Annotated in this window: 17 protein-coding genes; 7 read left to right on the forward strand and 10 right to left on the reverse strand. The window is 71.9% G+C overall.

The features are described from left to right. Position 1 precedes the first annotated feature (1 nt). Positions 2-814 carry an ABC transporter ATP-binding protein gene (locus M4V62_RS09220; protein ID WP_249586753.1) on the reverse strand — a complete coding sequence of 271 codons (813 nt, stop codon included), beginning with the start codon at positions 812-814 and terminating at the stop codon, positions 2-4. Positions 815-1,077: 263 nt separating this feature from the next. On the opposite strand from M4V62_RS09220, the gene M4V62_RS09225 reads away from it, so the two are divergent. After that, positions 1,078-2,277: a PucR family transcriptional regulator gene (locus M4V62_RS09225; RefSeq protein ID WP_249586754.1), complete on the forward strand. Its 1,200-nt coding sequence runs from the start codon at positions 1,078-1,080 to the stop codon at positions 2,275-2,277. 174 nt (positions 2,278-2,451) lie between these two features. On the opposite strand, the gene M4V62_RS09230 is transcribed toward M4V62_RS09225, so the two are convergent. Further along, positions 2,452-3,603 (reverse strand): glycerate kinase, encoded by a 1,152-nt coding sequence (locus tag M4V62_RS09230; protein WP_249586755.1) that lies wholly within the window; start codon positions 3,601-3,603, stop codon positions 2,452-2,454. A gap of 314 nt (positions 3,604-3,917) precedes the next feature. Between M4V62_RS09230 and M4V62_RS09235 the strand changes: the two genes are divergently transcribed. Further along, entirely contained in the window at positions 3,918-4,985 is a 1,068-nt protein-coding gene (locus M4V62_RS09235) for an ADP-ribosylglycohydrolase family protein (RefSeq protein WP_249586756.1), read from the forward strand. Beyond that, a complete protein-coding gene (locus tag M4V62_RS09240; protein ID WP_249586757.1) occupies positions 4,982-5,479 on the forward strand; it encodes an NUDIX domain-containing protein in 498 nt (165 codons plus the stop codon). Before M4V62_RS09235 ends, M4V62_RS09240 begins: the two co-directional genes overlap by 4 nt. Positions 5,480-5,515: 36 nt before the next feature. Here the strand turns inward: M4V62_RS09240 and M4V62_RS09245 are convergent, their stop codons facing one another. The 3 genes from M4V62_RS09245 to M4V62_RS09255 form a co-directional block, all read right to left on the reverse strand. Further along, entirely contained in the window at positions 5,516-6,016 is a 501-nt protein-coding gene (locus M4V62_RS09245) for a methylated-DNA--[protein]-cysteine S-methyltransferase (RefSeq protein ID WP_249586758.1), read from the reverse strand. Between the two features lie 59 nt (positions 6,017-6,075). Next, positions 6,076-7,560 carry a DNA-3-methyladenine glycosylase 2 gene (locus tag M4V62_RS09250; protein ID WP_249592752.1) on the reverse strand — a complete coding sequence of 495 codons (1,485 nt, stop codon included), beginning with the start codon at positions 7,558-7,560 and terminating at the stop codon, positions 6,076-6,078. 144 nt (positions 7,561-7,704) lie between these two features. Then, complete coding sequence (locus M4V62_RS09255) at positions 7,705-9,114, reverse strand: phytoene desaturase family protein (protein WP_249592753.1); 1,410 nt, start codon at positions 9,112-9,114, stop codon at positions 7,705-7,707. Between the two features lie 98 nt (positions 9,115-9,212). Between M4V62_RS09255 and M4V62_RS09260 the strand changes: the two genes are divergently transcribed. Then, on the forward strand, positions 9,213-9,812 hold the full coding sequence (locus M4V62_RS09260) for a S1 domain-containing protein (protein WP_249586759.1): 600 nt from the start codon (positions 9,213-9,215) through the stop codon (positions 9,810-9,812). Here the strand turns inward: M4V62_RS09260 and M4V62_RS09265 are convergent. The 3 genes from M4V62_RS09265 to M4V62_RS09275 form a co-directional block, all read right to left on the reverse strand. Next, on the reverse strand, positions 9,748-10,578 hold the full coding sequence (locus tag M4V62_RS09265) for an inositol monophosphatase family protein (RefSeq protein WP_249586760.1): 831 nt from the start codon (positions 10,576-10,578) through the stop codon (positions 9,748-9,750). The genes M4V62_RS09260 and M4V62_RS09265 overlap by 65 nt on opposite strands. A 288-nt stretch (positions 10,579-10,866) precedes the next feature. Next, positions 10,867-12,717, reverse strand: coding sequence for an alpha/beta hydrolase (locus tag M4V62_RS09270; protein ID WP_425575022.1), 1,851 nt, complete (start codon positions 12,715-12,717; stop codon positions 10,867-10,869). A 36-nt stretch (positions 12,718-12,753) separates the two neighbouring features. Beyond that, positions 12,754-14,931 carry a phosphoinositide-specific phospholipase C-related protein gene (locus M4V62_RS09275; protein WP_249586762.1) on the reverse strand — a complete coding sequence of 726 codons (2,178 nt, stop codon included), beginning with the start codon at positions 14,929-14,931 and terminating at the stop codon, positions 12,754-12,756. A gap of 188 nt (positions 14,932-15,119) precedes the next feature. Here M4V62_RS09275 and M4V62_RS09280 point away from each other — a divergent pair, with 188 nt between their 5' ends. From M4V62_RS09280 to M4V62_RS09290, 3 genes are all read left to right on the forward strand, one after another. Then, positions 15,120-15,821, forward strand: a complete 702-nt coding sequence (locus tag M4V62_RS09280; RefSeq protein WP_249586763.1) for a CPBP family intramembrane glutamic endopeptidase — start codon at positions 15,120-15,122, stop codon at positions 15,819-15,821. 155 nt (positions 15,822-15,976) lie between these two features. Beyond that, on the forward strand, positions 15,977-17,071 hold the full coding sequence (locus tag M4V62_RS09285) for a baeRF3 domain-containing protein (protein WP_249586764.1): 1,095 nt from the start codon (positions 15,977-15,979) through the stop codon (positions 17,069-17,071). A 66-nt stretch (positions 17,072-17,137) separates the two neighbouring features. Next, a complete protein-coding gene (locus M4V62_RS09290; protein ID WP_249586765.1) occupies positions 17,138-17,794 on the forward strand; it encodes a hypothetical protein in 657 nt (218 codons plus the stop codon). 22 nt (positions 17,795-17,816) lie between these two features. Here M4V62_RS09290 and M4V62_RS09295 read toward each other — a convergent pair whose 3' ends face one another. Both M4V62_RS09295 and M4V62_RS09300 read right to left on the reverse strand, forming a co-directional pair. Then, entirely contained in the window at positions 17,817-19,079 is a 1,263-nt protein-coding gene (locus M4V62_RS09295) for an arginine deiminase (RefSeq protein WP_249586766.1), read from the reverse strand. Between the two features lie 54 nt (positions 19,080-19,133). Beyond that, positions 19,134-20,591 carry a basic amino acid/polyamine antiporter gene (locus M4V62_RS09300; RefSeq protein ID WP_249586767.1) on the reverse strand — a complete coding sequence of 486 codons (1,458 nt, stop codon included), beginning with the start codon at positions 20,589-20,591 and terminating at the stop codon, positions 19,134-19,136. Positions 20,592-20,701: the final 110 nt, after the last annotated feature.

The following is a 20,701-nucleotide window of genomic DNA, read 5'->3' on the forward strand; positions in this document are numbered from 1 at the left end:
GTCATCGTCGTCCCGCCCATCGCCGCAGCACCGGCAGTGCGCTGACCCCGCGCGAGGCGTCGGCCGCCGCGGTCTCGTCGACCACGCCGAGGTAGCGGCGGCGTACCTCGTCGGACGCGGACAGCTCGTCCGCCGGTCCCGCCAGTGCCACTTCGCCCACGTCCAGGACGTACGCACGCGACGCGAGGCGCAGCGCAAGTGCCGCGTTCTGTTCGACGAGGAGCACCGAGGTGCCCTGGGCGTTGATCTCCTGGATGGTGTCGGCGATGCGTGCCGCCATCAACGGGGCGAGTCCCAGGGAGGGTTCGTCCAGGAGCAGCAGCTTCGGCGAGCCCATCAGCGCCCTGGCCACCGCGAGCATCTGCTGCTCGCCGCCCGAGAGGAGCCCGGCCCGCTGGCCCGCGCGCTCGGCGAGCACCGGGAAGAGTTCATGGACGCGCTCCAGGGCTCTGGCCTTCGCGGCCCGGCTTCCCGCGGAGCCGAGCGCACCCGCCCGCAGGTTGTCGGCGACGGTCATCCGGGCGAACACCCTTCTTCCTTCGGGGACTTGGGAGACTCCGGCGGCGACCACCCGGTCCGCGTGGAGTCCGTCGATGCGCCGCCCGCCGAAGTGGATGGAGCCGGTGGTGAGCGCACCCCGGTGGAAGGCGAGGGTGCGTGAAATGGCGCGCAGGAGCGTCGACTTGCCCGCGCCGTTGCCGCCGAGCACCGCGACGACGGCGCCGTCCGGTACCTCGATCGACACCTGGCGCAGTGCGCGCACCGGTCCGTATCCGACCGACGCGTCCTGTACGACCAGTCCGGAACCACCCACCTGGGACCCCCTGTCCTCCGCCTGCCCTGCCCATGGCGCTCGGCCGCCCGTGCCGCACGGCCCTTCACGTGGCGCTCACAACAGCACCGCCGCGCCCGCCCGTCCACGGCCTGTGTCCGAATCGCTGCGGGTGACCAGCGGGACCGGCCGCCCGTTGTGCACGGGCACAACACCCCGTGTCAGGGGCCTGCCAGGGGTGGCCGGGCGGTGGCATCCTCCGCAGCAGAGAGGCACGGCGGGCGGCGGCGACGGGGGAGAGAACCATGAGCGGACGCAGGCCTCGGACGGGCCACGACTGGAAGGTGCTCGAGGAGGCGTGCGTGGCGCTGCTCCCCCGCGTTCCCGAGCTGGTGGACGAACATCTGCGGCAGCTCTTCGAGCACTCGCCGGTGTACGCGCGGGTGCTGCCGTACGACCAGCAGTGGCGGGAGGCGGAGGACGCGATGCGGATCGGCATCGAGACCATCTCGGCTCCCCGCGCGTCGCCGCGCCGCGATCTGGAGTACGCGGAGGAGGCGGGACGGCGCAGGGCCCAGCAGGGTCTGCCGCTCGACCTGGTGGTGCACTCGTACCGCAACGCGGGCTATCTGGTCTGGGACTCGCTGCTCGAAGGCACCGTGGGGCAGGACCCGGAGAAGCTCGCGGTCCTGATGCGGTCGGCGACGATGGTGTGGTCGGCGGTCGACGCCCAGGCCGCGGCGGCGTCCGACGCGTACCGGGCGACGGAGATGGAGCTGCGGCGCCGCACCGACGAGCAGCTTCAGGCGCTGCTCGACGCGCTCCTGGAGGGCCAGTCGGCCCCCGGGCTCGCCTCGCAGGTGGCCGCGGGGCTCGATCTGCCGGAGCGCGGGCCGTACGCGGTGGTGGTCCTGCGGGCCGAGCGGCGTGACGGGCGTGCCGCGTTCCACCGGCAGATCCAGCGGGCCGGGTTCCGTTTCGTCTGGCGGATGCGGACCGACCGTGAGGTGGGGGTGGTGGCGCTCGGGGCGGAGGAGGGCCTTGACGAGCTGACGGCCGCGCTCGACGGGCGGTGCCCGGGACCCGGCGGCATCAGCCCTGTGGTGGCGGGGCTCTCCGAGCTGGGCCACGCGCGGCGCCTGGCCGAGCTGGCACTGCGTACGTGTCCGCCGGACGCGACCGGGATCGTGCGGCTCGACCAGCGGATGCCGACGGCCCTGGTGGTGAGCCAGCCGGAGCTGGCGGGGCGTCTGGTGTCGGACGTCTTCGGGGAGGTCCTCGCCCTGGAGCCGGCCGACCGGGCGGTGCTCCTGGAGACGCTGGACGCCTGGCTCGCGTGCGAGGGGTCGGCTGGGCGGGCCGCGGGGCGGCTCTACTGCCACCGGAACACGGTGTTCAACCGCTTGCGGCGGCTTGAGCAGCTGACCTCGCGGTCGCTTGCGCGGCCTCGGGATCTGATGGAGATGACGTTGGCTCTCGACGCGTATCGGCTGGCGCCGGGCTGAGGCGGGGATCCGGCCTCCGGTGGCGTTGCGCGCCGTAGATCACCGGCTCCGCCGAGTTCGTCCTCAGACGCCGGACGGGCTGGAGATCCAGCCCGTCCGGGCCCCGTAAGGGGCGCGGGGAACTGCGCGACCAGCCCCCACCGGCCCGCAGCTCCGTCACGGCACTTCAGCGCCCTAGCTCAGGAAGTCCCTCGCGATGCCCTCAGCCACCGTTTCCAGGATGGGCCCCGCCTCGGCAATGCACCGGGCGACATCCGGCTCCACGTCAGTGAGGGCGTACGCGCGGCGGATCCCCGCCTTGCCCAGGGCCTCCGCCGGAAGGGCCAGGCGGCCGCAGACCGCCACGACCTCGACGCCCGCCGCGCGGGCCGCCGCCGCGACGCCCGCGGGAGCCTTGCCGTGGAGGGTCTGCTCGTCCAGCGAGCCCTCCCCCGTGATCACAAGGGACGCCCGCGCAAGCGCGGGCGCGAAGCCGAGGACGTCCAGCATGACCTCGATGCCGGGCCGGAAGCTCGCGTCGAGCCCGACGAGAGCGCCGTAGCCGATGCCGCCTGCCGCTCCGGCTCCCGGGGACTGTGCGTACTCCAAGGCGGAGGAGCCCACCGCATCGGAGAGCACCCGCGCGAAGTGCGCGAGGGCCGCGTCCAGCTCGGCCACGTCCTGAGGGCTCGCCCCCTTCTGCGGCCCGTACACCGCGGGAGCGCCCTTCGGGCCGGTCAGCGGGTTGTCCACGTCGCTGGCAAGGACCAGGTCCACCGAGGCGAACCGCTTGTCGATGCCGGACAGGTCGGCCGTGGCCAGCGAGGCCAGCGGTCCGCCGCCCGGCGCCACCGGCGCGCCCTCCGCGTCCAGGAACACCGCACCGAGCGCGGCCAGCATTCCGGCGCCGCCGTCCGTCGTCGCGCTGCCTCCGACGCCGAAGACGATCGTCCGCGCGCCCGCGTCGAGCGCCGCGCGCAGCAGTTCCCCGGAGCCGTACGTCGTGGACGTGAGCGGCGCGAAGACTCCCTCGGGCAGCAGCTGGAGGCCCGACGCCTCCGCCATCTCCACCACCGCGGTCCCGTCCCGCAGCGCGTACGCCGCGGTGACCTCGTCGCCGAGCGGTCCCGTGACCCGTACCTCACGGCGTTCGAAACCGGCGGCGACCGCCGCGGCCACCGTGCCGTCGCCGCCGTCGGCCACCGGCAGGGCCTCGACCTCCACGTGCGGGGCGACGCGGCGAAGCCCGGCCGTCACCCGCTCCGCGACCTGCACGGCCGTGAGTGAGCCCTTGAACTTGTCCGCGGCGATGAGCACATGCCCCGCCGTCCCAGCAGCGTCCGCCACCTTGCATCCCCTTGCTTTCCGGGCCTTGCTCGCGTCAAGGCAGTCGCGCCGCTGCGACCATAACCGGAGGAGGGGCCGCCTGCCCATGGCCGCCCGCATTTCGGAGCTTCGGGCCGCTCCCTTAAATCAGTCTAAATTGGGCTATACCAGTGCACTCTGATCGCAGAAATGATCGATCGTACGACGCTTCATGGGCTTCATCGGCACTCTCAAGAATGTGCATCTGATCGAAAACCAGACAAACGTCTCATGCTCCGCGCCGAACCGGTCGCGTTGACCGCGCACAAGCCCCCCGAATTCGGTAAACCGGAAGCATGACCCCAGTGCACACGGAACTCGCCGACCGCGTCCTCGGCGGCTGGATCGGGCGGATCGCGGGCAACATGCTCGGCAAACCCATCGAGCGGGGCGACTACTGGACGCGCGAGCGCATCGAGCGCTATCTGCGCCAGGCCGACGCGCTGCCGCTCACCGACTATCTGCCCGAACCTCCCTCCTGGGTCGAGGAGTTCCAGCTCCGGCCCGAGTGGCAGAGCTGCGTGCGCGGCGGGGTGCACGGCAGCTGCCGTGACGACGACGTCGACTACGCGATCCTCGGACTGCACCTCCTGGAGACGCACGGGTTCACGTTCAGCACCGAGCAGGTCGGCGAGCTGTGGCTGCTGCGCCTTCCCTATCTGCAGACGTTCACCGCGGAGCGCGCCGCGTACCGGAATCTCGCGAACGGTCTCAAGCCGCCGCTCACCGCGACGTACGAGAACTCCTGCCAGGAGTGGATCGGCGCCCTCATCCGTGCCGACGTCTTCGGCTGGACGAACCCCGGCGCACCGCGCCGCGCCGCCTCGCTCGCCCGCCGGGACGCGGTGCTCTCGCACACCGGCAACGGCGTCTACGGGGCGATGTGGGCGGCAGCGCTCGTCTCGGCCGCGTTCACCGCGGTGACGCCGCGCGCCGCCCTGGACGTGGCGTTCGGCGTCATCCCGTCGAGCTGCCGGCTCGCCCGTACGGTGCGCCGGGTCGTCACCCTCCACGAGGCCGGGCTCAGCTGGGAGGAGACGCTGGCCACCGCCGAGGCGGAGACCTCCGGGCTCGGGTGGGTCCATGTGGTGCCGAACTCGGCCGTCCTGACCGCCGGACTCCTGTACGGGGACGGCGACTTCACCCGCACCATCGCCCTGACGGTGCGCGGCGGCCTCGACACCGACTCGAACGGCGCGACTGCGGGGTCCGTCGCGGGCGTTCTGTGCGGGGCCAAGGCGATCCCCGCACAGTGGCGGGATCCGCTCGAAGACCGGGTGCGCAGTGCGGTGTTCGGCTTCGACGGCGCGCGGATCAGCGAGCTGGCGGCACGGACGGTGGAATTGTCTACCCTTTCCACATGACCGCTCAGGACTACGCCACGTACATCGCGGGCCTCCCCCGCATCATCGCCGGGGCCGCCGCTCTGTTCCGGGACTCCGAGGGACGGATCCTGCTCGTCGAGCCCAACTACCGGGACGGGTGGGCGCTGCCCGGCGGCACCGTCGAGTCGGACGAAGGCGAGACACCTCGGCAGGGGGCACGCCGTGAGACCGCCGAGGAGATCGGCCTGGACGTCGAGCTGGGCGCGCTGCTCGCGGTGGACTGGGTGCCGGGTGCGGCGCGGCCGCCGCTGGTGGCCTATCTGTACGACGGCGGGGTGCTCGGCGACGACCAGCTGAAGTCGATCAAGCTTCAGGACGACGAGTTGCTCTCCTGGCGGCTCGTGGCCCGCGAGGACCTTCCGGAGTTCCTGCCGGGCGAGCTGGGGCTGCGGGTGCGGGCCGGGCTTGAGGTGCTTGATGCGGGGGCGGGCGCGGGGGCCGTGGAGCTGGAGAACGGGCTGCGGGTCGGCTGAGTCGGCCCCGGCCGCCCGGAGTGCAGTGCTCAGCAGTCAGAAGAGGGCGTCCTCGCTCCCCTGCGTCGCGCCCTCGAAGGCCAGCAACCGCTGCTTGCGGTCGAGTCCGCCGCCGTAGCCGGTCAGGGAGCCGCCCGCGCCGATCACCCGGTGGCAGGGCACGATGACACCGATCGGGTTCTTGCCGTTGGCCAGGCCGACGGCGCGCGAGGCATTGGGCTTGCCCAGCAAGTCCGCCAGCTGTCCGTACGTACGGGTCTCTCCGTACGGGATCTGCTGGAGCTGCTGCCAGACGGTGCGCTGGAACGGCGTGCCGTCGAGGCGCATGGGCAGGGCGAACTCCCTCAACTCGCCCGCGAAGTACGCCTCCAGCTGGCTGATCGTCTCGCCGAACGGTTCCGTGTCGCGGTCGCCGAAGGTCTCCTCGGGTGGGCGGTGACGCTGCTCTGTCATGTAAAGGCCGCTGAGGGTGCCGTCGGTGGCCACGAGGGTCAGGGGGCCGTAAGGGCTGTCGATGAGGGCGTGTTGGCGATGCATGGTCTGTCTGTCCTCTGTCGCGGGGCCGGTCGTGTGTCGTACGAGGCGAGTGGGGTGGACTACGCCGGGATGCTGTTAATGGGGTGGTCGTCGATCGCCCACAGGTACTGCACCGCGTACGCCCGCCAGGGGCGCCAGGCCGCGGCCCGTTCGGTCAGGGCCGCCGGGGTGTGCGGGAGGCCGAGCTCCTGTGCCGCGCGCCGGATCCCGAGGTCGGTGGGGAGGAAGGCGTCGGGGTCGCCGAGCGCCCGCATCGCGATGACCTCGACCGTCCAGGGGCCGAAGCCGGGCAGTTCGGTGAGCCGGGCGCGGGCTTCTTCCCAGCCGCTCTCCACGCCGAGCCTCAGCGATCCGTCGGCGAGGTGGCGTACGAGCGTGGTCAGGGTGGTGCGGCGGCTGCGCGGCAGGGCGAGCGCCTCCGGGTCGAGTGCGGCGAGGGCTTCCGGGGCGGGGAAGAGGTGGGTGAGGCCGCCCTCGGGGTCGTCGATGGGCTCGCCGTGCGCGGTGACCAGGCGTGCGGCGTGGGTGCGGGCGGCGGCCGTGGAGACCTGCTGGCCGAGCACTGCGCGTACGGCGAACTCCGCCTCGTCGACCGTGCGCGGCACCCGACGGCCCGGCGCCTTGGCCACGAGGGGTGCGAGCAGCGGGTCGGCGCTCAGCTGGGCGTCCACCGCGACCGGGTCCGCGTCCAGGTCGAGCATGCGGCGGCAGCGGCTGATGGCGATCGTGAGGTCGCGCATGTCGGTGAGGCTGAGGCGGCAGGCGATGTGGTCCGGGGCGGGGGTGAGGGCGACGACGCCGTGGCCGTAGGGGAGGCGGAGCGTGCGGCGGTAGGCGCCGTCGCGCCACTCCTCGACGCCGGGTACGGCGGTGGCGATGAGGTGGCCGAAGAGGTTGTCGGGGTTGAGCGGGGCGCGGAAGGGGAGGCGGAGCGAGAGGGTGCCGGGGGCGGGCGCGTTCGGGGCTGCTTGCCTGGCTGCCTTCGGGGCGCGGTCCCGTAGTTCGCTGGGGGCCAGGGCGAAGACTTCGCGGACGGTGTCGTTGAAGGTGCGGATCGAGGAGAAGCCGGCGGCGAAGGCGATCTCCGCCATGGGCAGCGGGGTGGTCTCGATGAGCAGGCGTGCGGTCTGGGCACGCTGGGCCCTGGCCAGGGCGAGGGGGCCTGCGCCGAGTTCCGCGAGGAGCTGGCGTTCCACCTGGCGGGTGCTGTAGCCGAGGCGGGTGGAGAGGCCGGGGACTCCGTCGCGGTCCACCACGCCGTCCCCGATGAGACGCATGGCGCGGGCCACGAGGTCGGCGCGCTGATTCCACTCGGGCGAGCCAGGACTGCTGTCCGGCCGGCACCGCTTGCACGCCCGGAACCCTTCCTGCTGGCAGGCTGCCGCGCTCGGGTAGAAGCTCATGTTCTCGGGCTTCGGGGGGACTACGGGGCAGCTGGGGCGGCAGTAGATGCGGGTGGTCAGAACGGCGGTGTAGAACCATCCGTCGAAACGCGCGTCCTTCGACTGCACGGCACGTACGCAGCGCTCGGCGTCGGTGTGCATGGAGGGGGGCGGTGGGGTGGCGGTGGTTGTGGCCGGGGCGGTGGGCATGGTTCAAGGATCGGGCATGGCGGGTGGGGTGGCTGGCGAAAATCCGACATGGAGGTTCGGGGGTGCTGCGGGACCGCGGAGGCCGTCCCGAGGCCCCTACGCCATGCGAAGCCTGCGCCAGACCGCCTTCGCGGCGTTGTGTCCCGACATGCCGTGCACGCCGGGGCCGGGCGGCGTCGCGGACGAACAGAGGAACACGGCCGGGTGCGCGGTGCCGTACGGGAAGAGGGAGGGCTTGGGGCGCAGCAGCAGCTGGAGTCCGCTGGCCGCGCCGCAGGCGATGTCGCCGCCCACGTAGTTGGCGTTGCGCGCGGCCATCTCGGGTGGGCCCGCGGTGGCGCGGGCGAGGACGCGGTCACGGAAGCCGGGGGCGAAGCGCTCCAGCTGCCGCTCGATCGCGTCGGTGAGATCGCCGTCCCAGCCGTTCGGCACATGGCCGTACGCCCAGAAGACCTGCTTGCCCGCGGGCGCGCGGGACGGGTCGACGAGGCTGGGCTGCACGGTGATCAGGAACGGCGGATCGGGCGCGCGGTTCTCGCGCGAGGCGGCGTGCAGCGCGGCGCCGATCTCGGCGCTGCTGCCGCCCACCTGCACGGTGCCCGCCTCCCTGGCCTCCTTCGCCGTCCACGGGACGGGTCCGTCCAGGGCGTAGTCGATCTTGAAGACGCTCGCGCCGTACCGATAGCCCTCATAGCTCCGCCCCAGACCCGCGATCCGGGCGAGTGCGGTGGGTGAGGTGTCGAAGATGTACGCGCGCGCCGGCGGCAGGTCGTCGAGCCGCTTGACCTCGTAGTCCGTGTGGACCGCGCCGCCCAGATCCTTCAGATACGCGGTGAGCGCGTCCGAGATCGACTGCGAACCGCCCCGGGCCACCGGCCAGCCGCGGGCGTGCGCGGCCAGCGCGAAGACCATGCCGACGGCGCCGGTGGCGATTCCGCCGAGCGGCGCGATGACATGGGCGACGAGCCCGGAGAACAGGGCGCGGGCCCGCTCGTCGCGGAAGCGCCGCATCAGCCAGGTGGAGGGCGGCAGGCCCGCGAGGCCGAAGCGGGCGAGGGTCACGGGGTCACGCGGCAGCGCCGTCGACGGCAGCGCCATGAAGTCCTGCAGGAGGGTGTCCCACTTGCCGACGAAGGGCTCGATGAGCCTTCTGTACGCCCCCGCGTCGCGCGGCCCGAACGAGGCGGCGGTCTCGGCGACGGAACGGGACAGCACGGCGGCGCTGCCGTCCGTGAAGGGGTGGGCCATGGGCAGCTGCGGCTGGAGCCACCGAAGGCCGTACCGGTCGAGGGGCATGGTGCGGAACACGGGTGAGTTGATGCCCAGCGGGTGTGCGGCGGAACAGGGGTCGTGCCGGAACCCGGGAAGCGTCAGCTCCTCGGTCCTCGCCCCGCCACCGACGGTGTCCTTGGCCTCGAACACGGCCACCGAGAACCCACGGCGGGCCAGCTCGACGGCAGCGGTCAGACCGTTCGGTCCCGCCCCCACGACGACGGCATCAAACATCGACGGCACCTTCGGACTCCTTTGTCAGCCGATGGCCTCTGCCGCCCAGGATAGGCCGGGCCACCGACAGCGCCGTGGGTGCGGGTAGCCTCTGACGGGTGACGTACTGGTTCCGCCATGCTGACGTGGGCTCCGACGAGTGGTTCGAGACAGGCGACGACGCGATCGTCGTACGTCAGGCGTCCTTCACCGACCCGCACGGCCCGGCGTCCGTGGCGGCCTCGCGCGACGAACTGGCCTGGGTGCTCGACAAGTTCGAGCCGCTGGGGGCGCAGCTCTACGAGGTTCGGTACGGCGCACTCGTGAACGGCCCCGTCAGCGGTGGGGAACCGGTCTCCGAGGCGGAGTTCGAAGCCGCGTGGGAGCGCGCCCGCCACAGCCGGAACACCACGGCGGCGGAATCGGGCGGCCCGCTCCCCCAAGGCACCCGCCTGACCGGCACGGTCGACGTCCTGCCGTGGGGCCCGGGGCGGGTCGGGCTCTTCGTCGAGCTGGGGCTGCCGCTCGTCGGCTTCGTGGACGTGGCGCAGCTTCCGCTCGATCCCGGGGACTGGCCGGGCGTCGGCACCGTCATCGAGTTCGAGGTCACCACCGTGCGCTTCAGCCTCGAGCCGCCGCGCAGTGCGCCGCAGATCAGACTGCGGCCGACAGCAACTCCACCACCCGGTCAGCCGTGGCGGCGTCCCGGGCGGCCGTGAACGGCAGCGCGTTACCGCCCTCGATCCGGAAGGGCTCCCCGGCGACGGTCAGATTGCCGCCCCCGGCCTCGGCGACCAGCAGCAGCCCCGCCGCGTGGTCCCAGGCGAGCTCCCAGGAGAACGCGACCGCGTCCAACTCCCCCTTGGCTATGGCCAAATACTCGAGCCCCGCCGAACCGCAGGGCCGCGGCGCGACGCCCTCCACGCGGAGGCCGAGCAGCGCGCGCTTCTGCTCGGGGGTGGTGAAGTCCGGGTGCGAGGTCGCCACTTCGAGCACTTCGCCCGGAGAACCGGCCACCAGGCGCTCCCCGTCAAGCCAGGCGCCCTTGCCGCGCACCGCGACGGCCATCTCGTCAAGCGCCGGGGCGTACGTCCAGGAGGCGAGCACCTCTCCGCGCCACGCCAGGGCGATCAGCATGCAGAATCCGGGGTCGCCGTGCACGAACTGCCGGGTGCCGTCGACCGGGTCGACGATCCACACCGGTGCGTCGGTGCCTATCGCCTCGTACGTCGAGGGGTCCGCGTGCACGGCTTCCTCGCCCACGACGAGGGAGCCCGGGAGCAGGGTGGTGAGTGCCTCCGTCAGCTGCTCCTCGGCGAGCCGGTCGGCCACCGTCACGAGGTCGTGCGGTCCGCTCTTCTGGACGACTTCGCCCTCGGCGAGCTGCCGGAATCTCGGCATGACCTCGGCTGCGGCGGCCTTGCGGAGGGCTTCTTCGACGTCGGGAACGCCACGTACAAGAAAGTCTTCGATCACTTCGATCATGCATCCATGAGAGCACGCCGGACTGACAATCCGTACGGCTCGGAGGTACGGGACATGGATTCGAGATGAATCCCACGTGGCCTGGCCCCTGGGCCCTGTCTGTACCTCGTTCCCCGCGTCCCTAGCTGCACGAACAGGCCCTTCCCACCCACCCGCCCGTTCACCCCGCATCCGCCCCTGGACGAACAAGCCTTCCCGCCCACCCGCCCGATTGCCCCGCGGTGCCCAGGATGGGTGGGGGCGGGGCTCCCCGCGCTCACCAGCCGAAGCAGCCCCCGCGGCACCACCTCAGTACGGCGCCTCCCGCTCTTCCATGTGCCGGCGTAGCCGCTCCGTGTCCTTCTCGCCCCACCCCTCCCGGGGAACAATCGCCGCCCACCCGTCCACCGGCCCCGCCCCGTACCGGTGACCGTGCGGTGCCTCGACGCCGTACGACACCGCCATGTCCACCGACGTCTGCCAGAAGGTGACGACGGGGAACCACCTGATGGCCGGGGTGATGTCCGGGCCCAGCGGGTCGTCGAGCCACTGCGGGCGGTGCAGGAGCAGGGCGGAGGACCACCAGACGACCGGGTCGGACGCGTTCTGCAGGTACACCACCCGCGGGTGGCCCCACGCCCCGTCCGGCCGCTTCAGATCCCGCTCGGGGAACTGCGCGAACCGCACGTTCCTGCCCTCGTCGTACAGCGGTCGCCACACCGGACTCCCCGCGTCCCGGTGGTCGCGGATCTCCTGCGACATCGGCGCGAAGTTGGGCGTGCCGACGATCAGCGCCCCGTCCGTCCGGGCCAGCAGATCGTCCACCCCGTCGAACGACGACTCGATCGCGAACCCGCCCAGGCTCTCCCCGGTGACCACGAGCCGGGGCCGGTCGTCCTCCGGAAGGGCGGACCACTTCGCGAGGACCGCGTCGACGAGCCGGCTCGTGGCCTGCGCGGCGCGCTCCTTGTCGACGAGGAAGGAGACCCAGCTCGGCAGGTAGGAGTACTGGACGGCGACGATGGCCGTGTCGCCGTCGTGCATGTACTCCAGGGGTTCACTGATGTCGGCGTTGACCCAGCCGGTCCCCGTGGTCCCGGCGATGGCCAGGACGTCCCGGTCGAACGCGCCGGTCCGCTCCAGCTCCTCCACCGCGAGCCGGGCCTTGGCCTCGAACGGGTCCCGGCTGCTGAAGGCCTCCGGTGCCGACGCGCTGACGTAGACCCGCACGGGGTCCTTCGCGGGCCTGCCCGTGTACTGGGTGATCTGCTCCCCCGTAGGTGTGGACCCCGCGAAGTTGCGGCCCTGGAATCCGAGGTCCTGCCAGCGCAGGAGCGAGCCGGGCCCTCCGGAGACCAGCGGCGAGGTCGGCCGGCGGATGCCCTCCTTGGTGCCGCCGTTCGTCGCGTAGGCGATGCGATCGGCGAGGTCGATGACGCCGCGCTGGAAGACGACGTCGCGCAGCCCGATCGTGACGATCAGCGCGCTGAGCGCGACGCCGAGGCCGATGGCGACGGGCAGCGGCACGAACCGGTGCAGGGCGCGGATCAGCCTGCGTGCCCCGAGGCGGATGCCACGGGCCACGAACAGGAACAGGGCCCAGAGCAGGACGGCGATCAGCATGATGACCGGCGTGTGCCAGGCCATCGACGGCGGCAGCCCCTGGAGCTCGCGCAGGCGGCGCTGCGCGTGGTCGCTCTCGGCGATCAGCCACACCGTGAGGACGAGCCCGATGAGCCAGTACGCCTGCCAGAGACGCGCCCGCGCCTTCTCGCTCGGCCGCCACCGGAACAGCACACGGCACACGGTGGCGACGATCGACCCGAGGCCGTATCCGATGGCCGCCGTGATCCCTCCGACGACGCCCTGCAGCAACCAGGGCCGGGGCACGAGGGACGGCGTGAGGGAGAGCCAGAAGAAGACGGTGCCGACGCAGGCTGCCGTGAGGTCAGGCCAGCGTCTGACCAGGTAGGTGGAGTCGGGCCGTTCCCAGTACGGCTTCCTGACGATGGCGCCGCCGCGCCGCACGATCCACCGCCGAGCGTCCGCCAAGGGCGAATCCTTCGTCAACCGCCTCAGCTCCGAGGTCCGGCGCGGCCGTCCGGTGACGGATGTCCCCGGCAAAGGGCGCGCGACCCCATGCTCACCCAGCCCCCCCATACCTCGCAATTCAACCCAAAACACACATCCACCCCACTACCGCTCCGCATTCAGCGCATCCACCGCTCCCCTCGCATCGCCGATGTTCAGGTAGTCGACGGCGACGAAGTTCACCGGCCTGCCGCGCTGCCGCTCGCAGTCGTGCACGCGGTCGAGCACCGCCTCGCGCCGGTTGACCGTGCCCGCGTCGAGGCGGCTGCCGCCGTCGATGGTGATGAAGTGGTTGAGCAGGAAGAGCCGCTTGTCCTCGCCGCCCCGGTGCGGGGCGCAGGTCATGTCCGCGGGGCTGCGGAAGGCGAACGGGGTCTCCATGCCGTACCGGTAGAAGTTGCGGTACCAAGGCTGGGGCCCGTCCTCGCGCTCGGCGAACACCACGAGGCGCCGACCGCTGTCGATCATGTCGCCGAGCTCGGGCCACGGCTCGTCCGGGTCGGGGTCGGGTGTGAACAGCAGGTCCGTGAGCCCGGCCTCCTCGAAGGCGGCCGCGGTGTCGTCGGCGCCGACGGCGTCCTGCACGATCAGCGTGACCACGTCGGTGGGGTGGGCGCGCAGCCAGTCGCCCGTCTCGCGCAGCGTGGGCACGAGGCCGATCGCCCCGGCACGGCACACCGAGTGGCAGAGCCACAGGCCGTCACGGGGCGGGTTGAACTTGTTGATCGCGGCCTTGATCTGCCCTTGGAGGCGGGGCGAGAAGTCCGAGCCCTTCAGGCGCTCGGCGATCTGCTCGGGCCCCTCCCAGGTGTAGGTGTCGATCTGCAGGGCGCGTACGCCGTCGTTGAGCTGGGCCGTGATGCCGGGGTCCTGGAGCGGCCCGATGAACTGGTCGGCCGTGGTGGACATCGCGTTGTGCGAGGTGAGCTGGGCGATCTCGTCGTACGGGCGGTCGCAGAGCCGGGCGCTGCCCTGACAGGCCCGCGGTTCGGAGCGGCCGACCGCGAGCGGGGCCAGGACGACGCCCCCGAGCGCGGCCCCGGCCACTCCGACGGCGAGCACCTGGACCCGCCGAGGGCTGACCGTGAGGGCCGGTCCCGCCTGCCACACCCAGCTGACGGTGACGAGCAGGGCGCCCGCCGCGAGCAGGATGTACGCGGTCGCGGTGGCCGTGCCGATGATGCCGTCCAGGGCGGCGTTCCCCACGTCGTCGACGAGCCGCGCCAGGGACTGCGGCCAGGACGCGGGCGCAGTGATCACCCCGTCGTCCGTGGCCGCGCGGGCGAACAGGGCGGCAAGGCCGGTCAGGAGTCCGCCCGCGGCGAGCGCCCAGCCGAGCCCCATCAGGCGCCGTGCGGGGGCCCGCGGCCCGGAGAACCACAGGAACGCCAGGGCGGCGACGCCCAGCAGGGCTGCGATCGGTTCGACCACCTCCTGGGCGAGGTGCGTGACGGAGCGCGCCCGGTGCAGCGGGGCGAGCGCGTCCTGCGACGTGTCGAGATCCGCGGTGATGTCCCAGGTGTCGCCGCCCACGGTCGTCCGCAGCTGCTCGGTGGCCAGGCGCGTGCGGTCGGAGACGGCCTCGGGGCCTACGGCGGCGAGCGCCGACGCCACGTCACCGCTCTCCATGGCCACCTCGACCTCGGGACGCAGAGCGTCACGGCGATCCTCGGGCACCACCTGGAGCAGCGCGCGGGCCGCGGTGACGGCCTGCTCCCTGGACAGTTCCAAGGCGGGAAGGCCGGTGGGCGGCTCTCCGGTGGTCACGCTCCGCGCCGCGCTGTTCAGGTCCGTCAGGAACGCGGGGAAGTCGGGCTCGGGCTGCCGCTGCACGGAGGCGACGAGATCGCCGAAGTACGTCTGGGCCAGGTCGCCGACATTGGTGAGCACCGGCCGCAGGTCCGCCGTGAGGCGCAGCGTGTCGTGCTCGCCCCGCAGATAGCCGGTCACCTCCTCGATCTGCCGGTCGGCCATGGCGCGCAAGGTCTCCGGGGGAAGCACGATCTTCAGGTTGGACGTCACGGCCGCCTCCGGGACCGGCAGCCGCCCCAGCAGGTCACGGGCGACCGGGAGGCTCTGCGGGTCGACCAGGACTTCGTTGTAGAGGCGGTCGTAGGCGTGCTGGTCCTTCAGCACGCCTTGGTGGAAGCCGGGGCTGAGGACTGTGCCGCGCGCCGTGGCCGTCGTGGCGAGGACCGCCACGCACAGCACCGCCACGACCCAGGCGACGGGCCGGAGCCGGCGCAGGCGCCGGCTCCGCTGGCCTGACGCGCGCTCTTCCATGTCTTCAGGTTGAGTCCCCTGCGTACACGCGGCGACTCGGTACGCGGCTCCGACCTCCGGTCGCCGCGTGCGCGGGACGCCCGCACGATGGACCCGTGCACGCCCGACGCCCCTCCTCGCGGCACCCGCGGCTGTTGCGGCGTCCGCGGCTCTTGCGGCTCTTGCGGCGTCCGCGGCTCTTGCGGCTCTTGCGGCGTCCGGTCGCGACGGCCACCGCCGTCGCCGCCACCGTCGCCGTCCTCGTGCTCAGCAACCTCGCGAACAACCGGTGGGCGCAGTCCCTGAGCCTCCCCCTCTCCCTGCTGGCCACGGCGGTGCTGCTCGCGATCGTGTACTGGTCGGGCGGGCGGTGGGCCGACGTGGGCCTCGCGCGCGGCACCCTCGTGCGCGGTCTGTGCTGGGCGCTCGCCCTGATCGGAGTCGTCGCCGCGGGGTACGCCGTCGCCGCCGCGCTGCCGCTCACCCGCGGCCTGTTCGAGGATCAGCGGCAGAGCGGTCTGAGCGGGGGCGAGGTCGCGCTGCGTGTGCTGGTGACGGTTCCGTTCGGGACGGTCCTGCTGGAGGAGGTGGCCTTCCGGGGCGTCCTGTTCGGGCTGCTCCTGCGCTCGCGCGGGCCGCTCGCCGCGACCCTGGTCTCGTCGGGGCTCTTCGGTCTCTGGCACATCCTGCCGTCGCTCGGGCTCGCCGACGCCAAGCCCGCGCTCGGCGGCGCCTTCGGGCACTCGGTCCTCGGTGTGATCGTCGTCGACGCCGGAGCGGTCCTCTTCACGGCACTGGCGGGCTGTCTCTTCTGCGAACTGCGCCGCCGCAGCGGAAGCCTGCTCGCCCCCATGGGGCTGCACTGGGCCACGAATGCCCTCGGGTACGTCTTCGGCTTCCTGCTGAGGTGAGCCGCCCCGGGTGAAATGCCACGGCCAGGGAACCGACATAGGGTGCATTTCATGGCGTAATTCCGTCTCTGGAGGCATCTCATCCGCCTCTGGTGGCTCCTCATCCGCCTCCGGAGGCACCTCATCCGCCGCCCCGCCCCGAAAGGGTCACCCCCATGCACCCCTCCCTCAACCCGGCCACCCTGGCCGGGCTGCGTCGGCCGCGCCCCTATCCCGCCGTCACGGTCCTGCTGCCGACCCACCGCAGGGAGCCGGACAACGCGCAGGATCCCGTGCGGCTGCGCAACCTCGTCGCCGAGGCCAAGGAGCGCCTGAAGTCCGACCCGGCCGTGGCCAGGGAGCAGCGGATCGAGGTGGCCGCGCAGTTGGACCAGGCGGTGGCGGAGATCGACCTCGTGCACGCCGAGGACGGACTCGCCCTCTTCGCCGCCCCCGGGGAGCACCAGGTGTGGTCGCTCGCCAGGACGGTGCCGTCGCGCGTGGTGCTCTCGGACACCTTCCTGACGCGCAACGTCGTCGCGGCCCAGGCCGCCGAGCGCCCGTACTGGGTCCTCACCATCTCGGCCGACCGCGTCTCGCTGTGGAGCGGCACCGCCGAGCGGGTCACCGAACACAAGGCGGACGGGTTCCCGCTGACCAGGAGCCTGGAGGACCCGGACGCCGAGCGCAAGGAGCGGATCGGCGACCTGCCGAGCACCTACCGCGACGAGCAGACCCGCAAGTTCCTGCGCGAGGCGGACCTGTCCACGGCCAGTGTGCTCCGCGCCCATCCGCGCCCCCTGTTCGTGGCAGGGGAGGCCGCGGCGCTGTCCCTCCTCGACGGCGCGGGCACGGTCATCAAGGAGGCCGGCCGGGTGTCGCACGGCGGCCTCGCGCACGGCCCGGCGGACGCGGTGCGGCAGGCGGTACGCCCCTTCCTCGCCGCCCAGGACAACAGCGAACTCGACTCCGTACTGCATGAGTTGGACGCGGCGCAGGGCCGACGCCAGTACGCCGCCGGTCTCGACGAGGTCTGGCAGAACGTGACGACGGACCGGGTACGCCTCCTCGCCGTGGAGGACACCTACCAGGCGACCGTGCGCGACGACGGCGGACATCTGGTGCCGGCCGACGCGGACGACCTCGACGCGGTGGACGACGTCGTCGACGACATCGTCGAGCGGGCCCTGGACACCGGCGCACAGGTCCACTTCGTACCCGAAGGCGCGCTCGCCGACCGGGGCCGGATCGCCTGCGCCCTGCGCTACTGACACCCCTCACGACCAGCAACAGGTAACAGGTAACAAGCAACAGCAGCAGGGAAAGGACCGCACCGAATGAACCCGATGCCGCCCCGCGGGAAGCGGCGCCCCGCACGCCGCAGGCCCGCGGTGTCCGCCGCCCTCACGCTCGCCGCCACGGTGACGGCCGCCGCCGCCCTGGTGTCGTGCAGCACCGACAGCGACGCCCCGTCGGCCGAGGGCAGCCGGACGGTGAGCGAACGGCCGACCGCGCCCGACTCGTCGTCGTTCTCGGAGAAGACCGCCTCTCCGTTGAAGTCGCAGGCCTCGGAGGCCGCCGAGTCCGCCCGTGCCTCGGCCTCAGCGGCCGAGGCCTCCGCCTCGGAGCGCGCGGACGAGTTCGAGGCGTCCGTGTCCGCCGACACGGAACGGGCCAACCAGGCCGCCAAGGACGCCCTGAAGGACGTCGACGGGCGGGGCAACGCGATGTCCGACGTCTCCATGACGGGCAAGCCGCGCTCCGAGACCGGCGGTGTGCTCGCCTCCGTGGTGACCTTCACCAACAGGACCGACAAGACGGCCGACTTCGCCGTGCAGGTCGACTTCGTGGACTCATCGGGCAAGACCGCGGAGACCCGCTACGTCGGCACGGAGAACCTCGAACCGGGCAAGCGCGCCCAGCGGTACGCGATCAGCCACGAGCCCCCGGAGCCGAAGCTCTCCGCGAAGCTGGTCAAGGCCCAGCGGTACTGAGCCCCCGTACCGCTGGGGAGCTTCAGAAGTCCACGGCGTCGCGGACGAGCGGGCACGTCATGCAGTGTCCGCCGCCGCGGCCCCGGCCGAGTTCGGCGCCGACGATGGTGATGACCTCGACGCCCGCCTTGCGCAGCAGCGTGTTGGTCTGGGTGTTGCGGTCGTAGGTGAAGACCACGCCCGGCTCCAGGGCGACGGCGTTGTTGCCGCTGTCCCACTGCTGCCGCTCGGAGGCGTAGACGTCCCCGCCCGTCTCGATCACGCGCAGTTCGGGCAGGCGGAGCGACTTGGCGACCACGTCGACGAACGCGCGCGAGCCCTCGTCCGTGATCTCGACGCCCGACGCCTTGTCACCGGGACGCAGCGTGAAGGAGTGCACGGCGTCCATGATCTTCGGGTAGAGCGTGACGATGTCGCGGTCGGCGAAGGTGAAGACGGTGTCGAGGTGCATGGCGGCCCGCAGCTTGGGCATGCCGGCGACGATGACCTGCTCGGCCGCGCCGTTCTCGAACAGCGCGGAGGCGACCTGGGTGATGGCCTGCCGCGAGGTGCGCTCGCTCATGCCCATCAGGACGACGCCGTTGCCGACGGGCATGATGTCGCCGCCCTCGAACGTCGCCTGGCCCCAGTCGAGTTCGGGGTCGCCCCACCACACCGTGGCGCCGGTGAAGTCGGGGTGGAACCGGTAGACGGCCTTCATCAGGAGCGTCTCGTCGTGCCGGGCCGGCCAGTACAGCGGGTTGAGCGTGACGCCCCCGTACAGCCAGCACGTCGTGTCGCGCGTGTAGAGCGTGTTCGGCAGGGGCGGCATCAGGTATTCGCGTACGCCGGTGGATTCGCGCACGAGCGCGACATAGCCGGAGCGGAACTCGTCCGGCAGATCCGCGGTGGCAAGGCCCCCGATGAGGTACTCGGCGAGCTGCCGCGGCTCCAGTGTCTCCAGGAAGGCACGGGTGCCGTCGATGAGCCCGAGGCCGACCTCGTTCGCGGTGATCTTCCGGTCGAGGAGCCAGGTCCTTGCCTCGGGAATCGCCATGGTCTGCGCGAGGAGGTCGTGCAGCTCGACGACCTCGACGCCGCGCTGCTGGAGCTTGATGACGAAGTCCGCGTGGTCGCGCTGGGCGTTCTCCACCCACATGACGTCGTCGAAGAGCAGGTCGTCGGCGTTGGTGGGGGTCAGCCTGCGGTGTGCCAGTCCCGGCGCGCAGACCAGTACCTTGCGCAGCCTGCCGACCTCGGAGTGGACGCCGAACGTCGGTGCGGCGGGGGTGTCGTGGCTGGTCACGGTGCGCCTTTCGGTCGGTGGCGACAGGTTCGGGGGCGGGCCCGGCCGGTCCGGTCAGAGGTCGATCCAGCCCGCCGCGAGCGCGATCACGCCCACGACGGCGCCCGCGATCGAGACGGCGCAGATGACGGCCTCGCGGGGGGAGAACAGGCGCTGGTTCTGCTCCCGCCGGGCCTTGATGAACAGGAGCGTCGCGGGGGCGTAGATGATGAAGGAGACGAGGACGAACTTGAGCCCGGCCGCGTACAGCAGGAACGCCATGTACAGCGTGGCGATCACCGCGATCACGAGTTCCTTGCGCGTGCTCTGCCCGGCGACGCCCTCGCGGCCGGGCCCGGTGGCGATCTTGACGGCGAAACCGGCCGCGAGCAGGAACGGGATGAGGCTCAGCGCGCTGGTCAGGTCGAGCGCGAAGTTGAACGCGTCGTCGGAGAACATCGTGACGACCAGGACCACCTGGCTCAGCGCGGTGGTCATCAGGAGCGCGGGGACCGGCACGTCCTCCGACGTGGCCTTGCGCAGGAAGCGGGGCATGTCGTCGTCCTTCGCGGCGACGAAGAGCACTTCCGCGGCCATCAGCGTCCAGGCGAGGTAGGCGCCGAGCACGGAGATGATGAGTCCGACGCTGACGAAGACCTTGCCCCAGGTGCCGACCGCCTCCTCCAGGACCCCCGCCATGGAGGGCTGGCGCAGCTCGGCGATCTCGGCCATCGGCATGATCCCGTACGACACGATGGTGACCGAGGCGAAGACGGCGAAGACGCTGAGGAAGCCCAGGATCGTGGCCCGGCCGACGTCCTCGCGGCGCTTGGCGTGCCGGGAGTAGACGCTCGCGCCCTCGACCCCGAGGAAGACGAAGACGGTGGCCAGCATGGTGCCGCGCACCTGGTTGAACAGCGATCCCGCGTAGTCCGCGCCGCCGAAGTTGTCCGCGAAGACGGACGGCTTGAAGAAGAAGAGGGCCAGGATCACGAAGACGAGGATGGGCACGATCTTGGCGACGGTGACGATCCTGTTGATCGCCGCCGCTTCCTTGACCCCTCGGCGGATGAGCAGGAAGAACGCCCACAGGCCGAACGAGGAGAGGACGACGGCGAGCAGGGTGTCGCCGTCGCCGAGGCTCGGCCAGATGGCGCCGATGGTCGACATGATGAGCACCCAGTAGGTGACGTTGCCGACGCACGCGCTGGCCCAGTACCCGAAGGCGGAGAAGAAGCCGAGGTACTCGCCGAACCCTGCCTTCGCGTAGGCGTAGACACCGGCGTCCAGATCCGGTCTGCGCACGGCGAGGGTCTGGAAGACGAAGGCGAGCATCAGCATGCCCGCACCGGCGATGGCCCAGGCGATCAACGCGCCCGCGACCCCGGTCTCCTGGGCGAACCGCCGCGGCAGCGAGAACACGCCCGCGCCGACCATGGAGCCGACGACCATCATCGTCAGCGTGGCGAGCGTCAGTTTGACGGCCGGCGACGCACCGGCGGCGGCTTGGTCACTGGTCTCGGCGTGGCTCATGGACTCCTCGTCAGCTCCCGTCAGGGTCGGCGCCGAGGGGACGACTGACCACCCTGTGCGGGAATCTATCCCTAGTGGGTCGAGTTGTCCTGATATGAAATCGCAGGCTG

The organism is Streptomyces durmitorensis (assembly GCF_023498005.1).
Classification (GTDB): domain Bacteria; phylum Actinomycetota; class Actinomycetes; order Streptomycetales; family Streptomycetaceae; genus Streptomyces; species Streptomyces durmitorensis.

Coding starts and splice junctions, on each gene's coding strand:
- M4V62_RS09255 (WP_249592753.1), bottom strand. CDS start 9,114: ATGTTTGATGCCGTCGTCGTGGGGGCGGGACCGAACGGTCTGACCGCT.
- M4V62_RS09270 (WP_425575022.1), bottom strand. CDS start 12,717: ATGGGGGGGCTGGGTGAGCATGGGGTCGCGCGCCCTTTGCCGGGGACA.
- M4V62_RS09275 (WP_249586762.1), bottom strand. CDS start 14,931: ATGGAAGAGCGCGCGTCAGGCCAGCGGAGCCGGCGCCTGCGCCGGCTC.
- M4V62_RS09285 (WP_249586764.1), top strand. CDS start 15,977: ATGCACCCCTCCCTCAACCCGGCCACCCTGGCCGGGCTGCGTCGGCCG.
- M4V62_RS09240 (WP_249586757.1), top strand. CDS start 4,982: ATGACCGCTCAGGACTACGCCACGTACATCGCGGGCCTCCCCCGCATC.
- M4V62_RS09235 (WP_249586756.1), top strand. CDS start 3,918: ATGACCCCAGTGCACACGGAACTCGCCGACCGCGTCCTCGGCGGCTGG.
- M4V62_RS09300 (WP_249586767.1), bottom strand. CDS start 20,591: ATGAGCCACGCCGAGACCAGTGACCAAGCCGCCGCCGGTGCGTCGCCG.
- M4V62_RS09225 (WP_249586754.1), top strand. CDS start 1,078: ATGAGCGGACGCAGGCCTCGGACGGGCCACGACTGGAAGGTGCTCGAG.
- M4V62_RS09245 (WP_249586758.1), bottom strand. CDS start 6,016: ATGCATCGCCAACACGCCCTCATCGACAGCCCTTACGGCCCCCTGACC.
- M4V62_RS09290 (WP_249586765.1), top strand. CDS start 17,138: ATGAACCCGATGCCGCCCCGCGGGAAGCGGCGCCCCGCACGCCGCAGG.
- M4V62_RS09265 (WP_249586760.1), bottom strand. CDS start 10,578: ATGATCGAAGTGATCGAAGACTTTCTTGTACGTGGCGTTCCCGACGTC.
- M4V62_RS09250 (WP_249592752.1), bottom strand. CDS start 7,560: ATGCACACCGACGCCGAGCGCTGCGTACGTGCCGTGCAGTCGAAGGAC.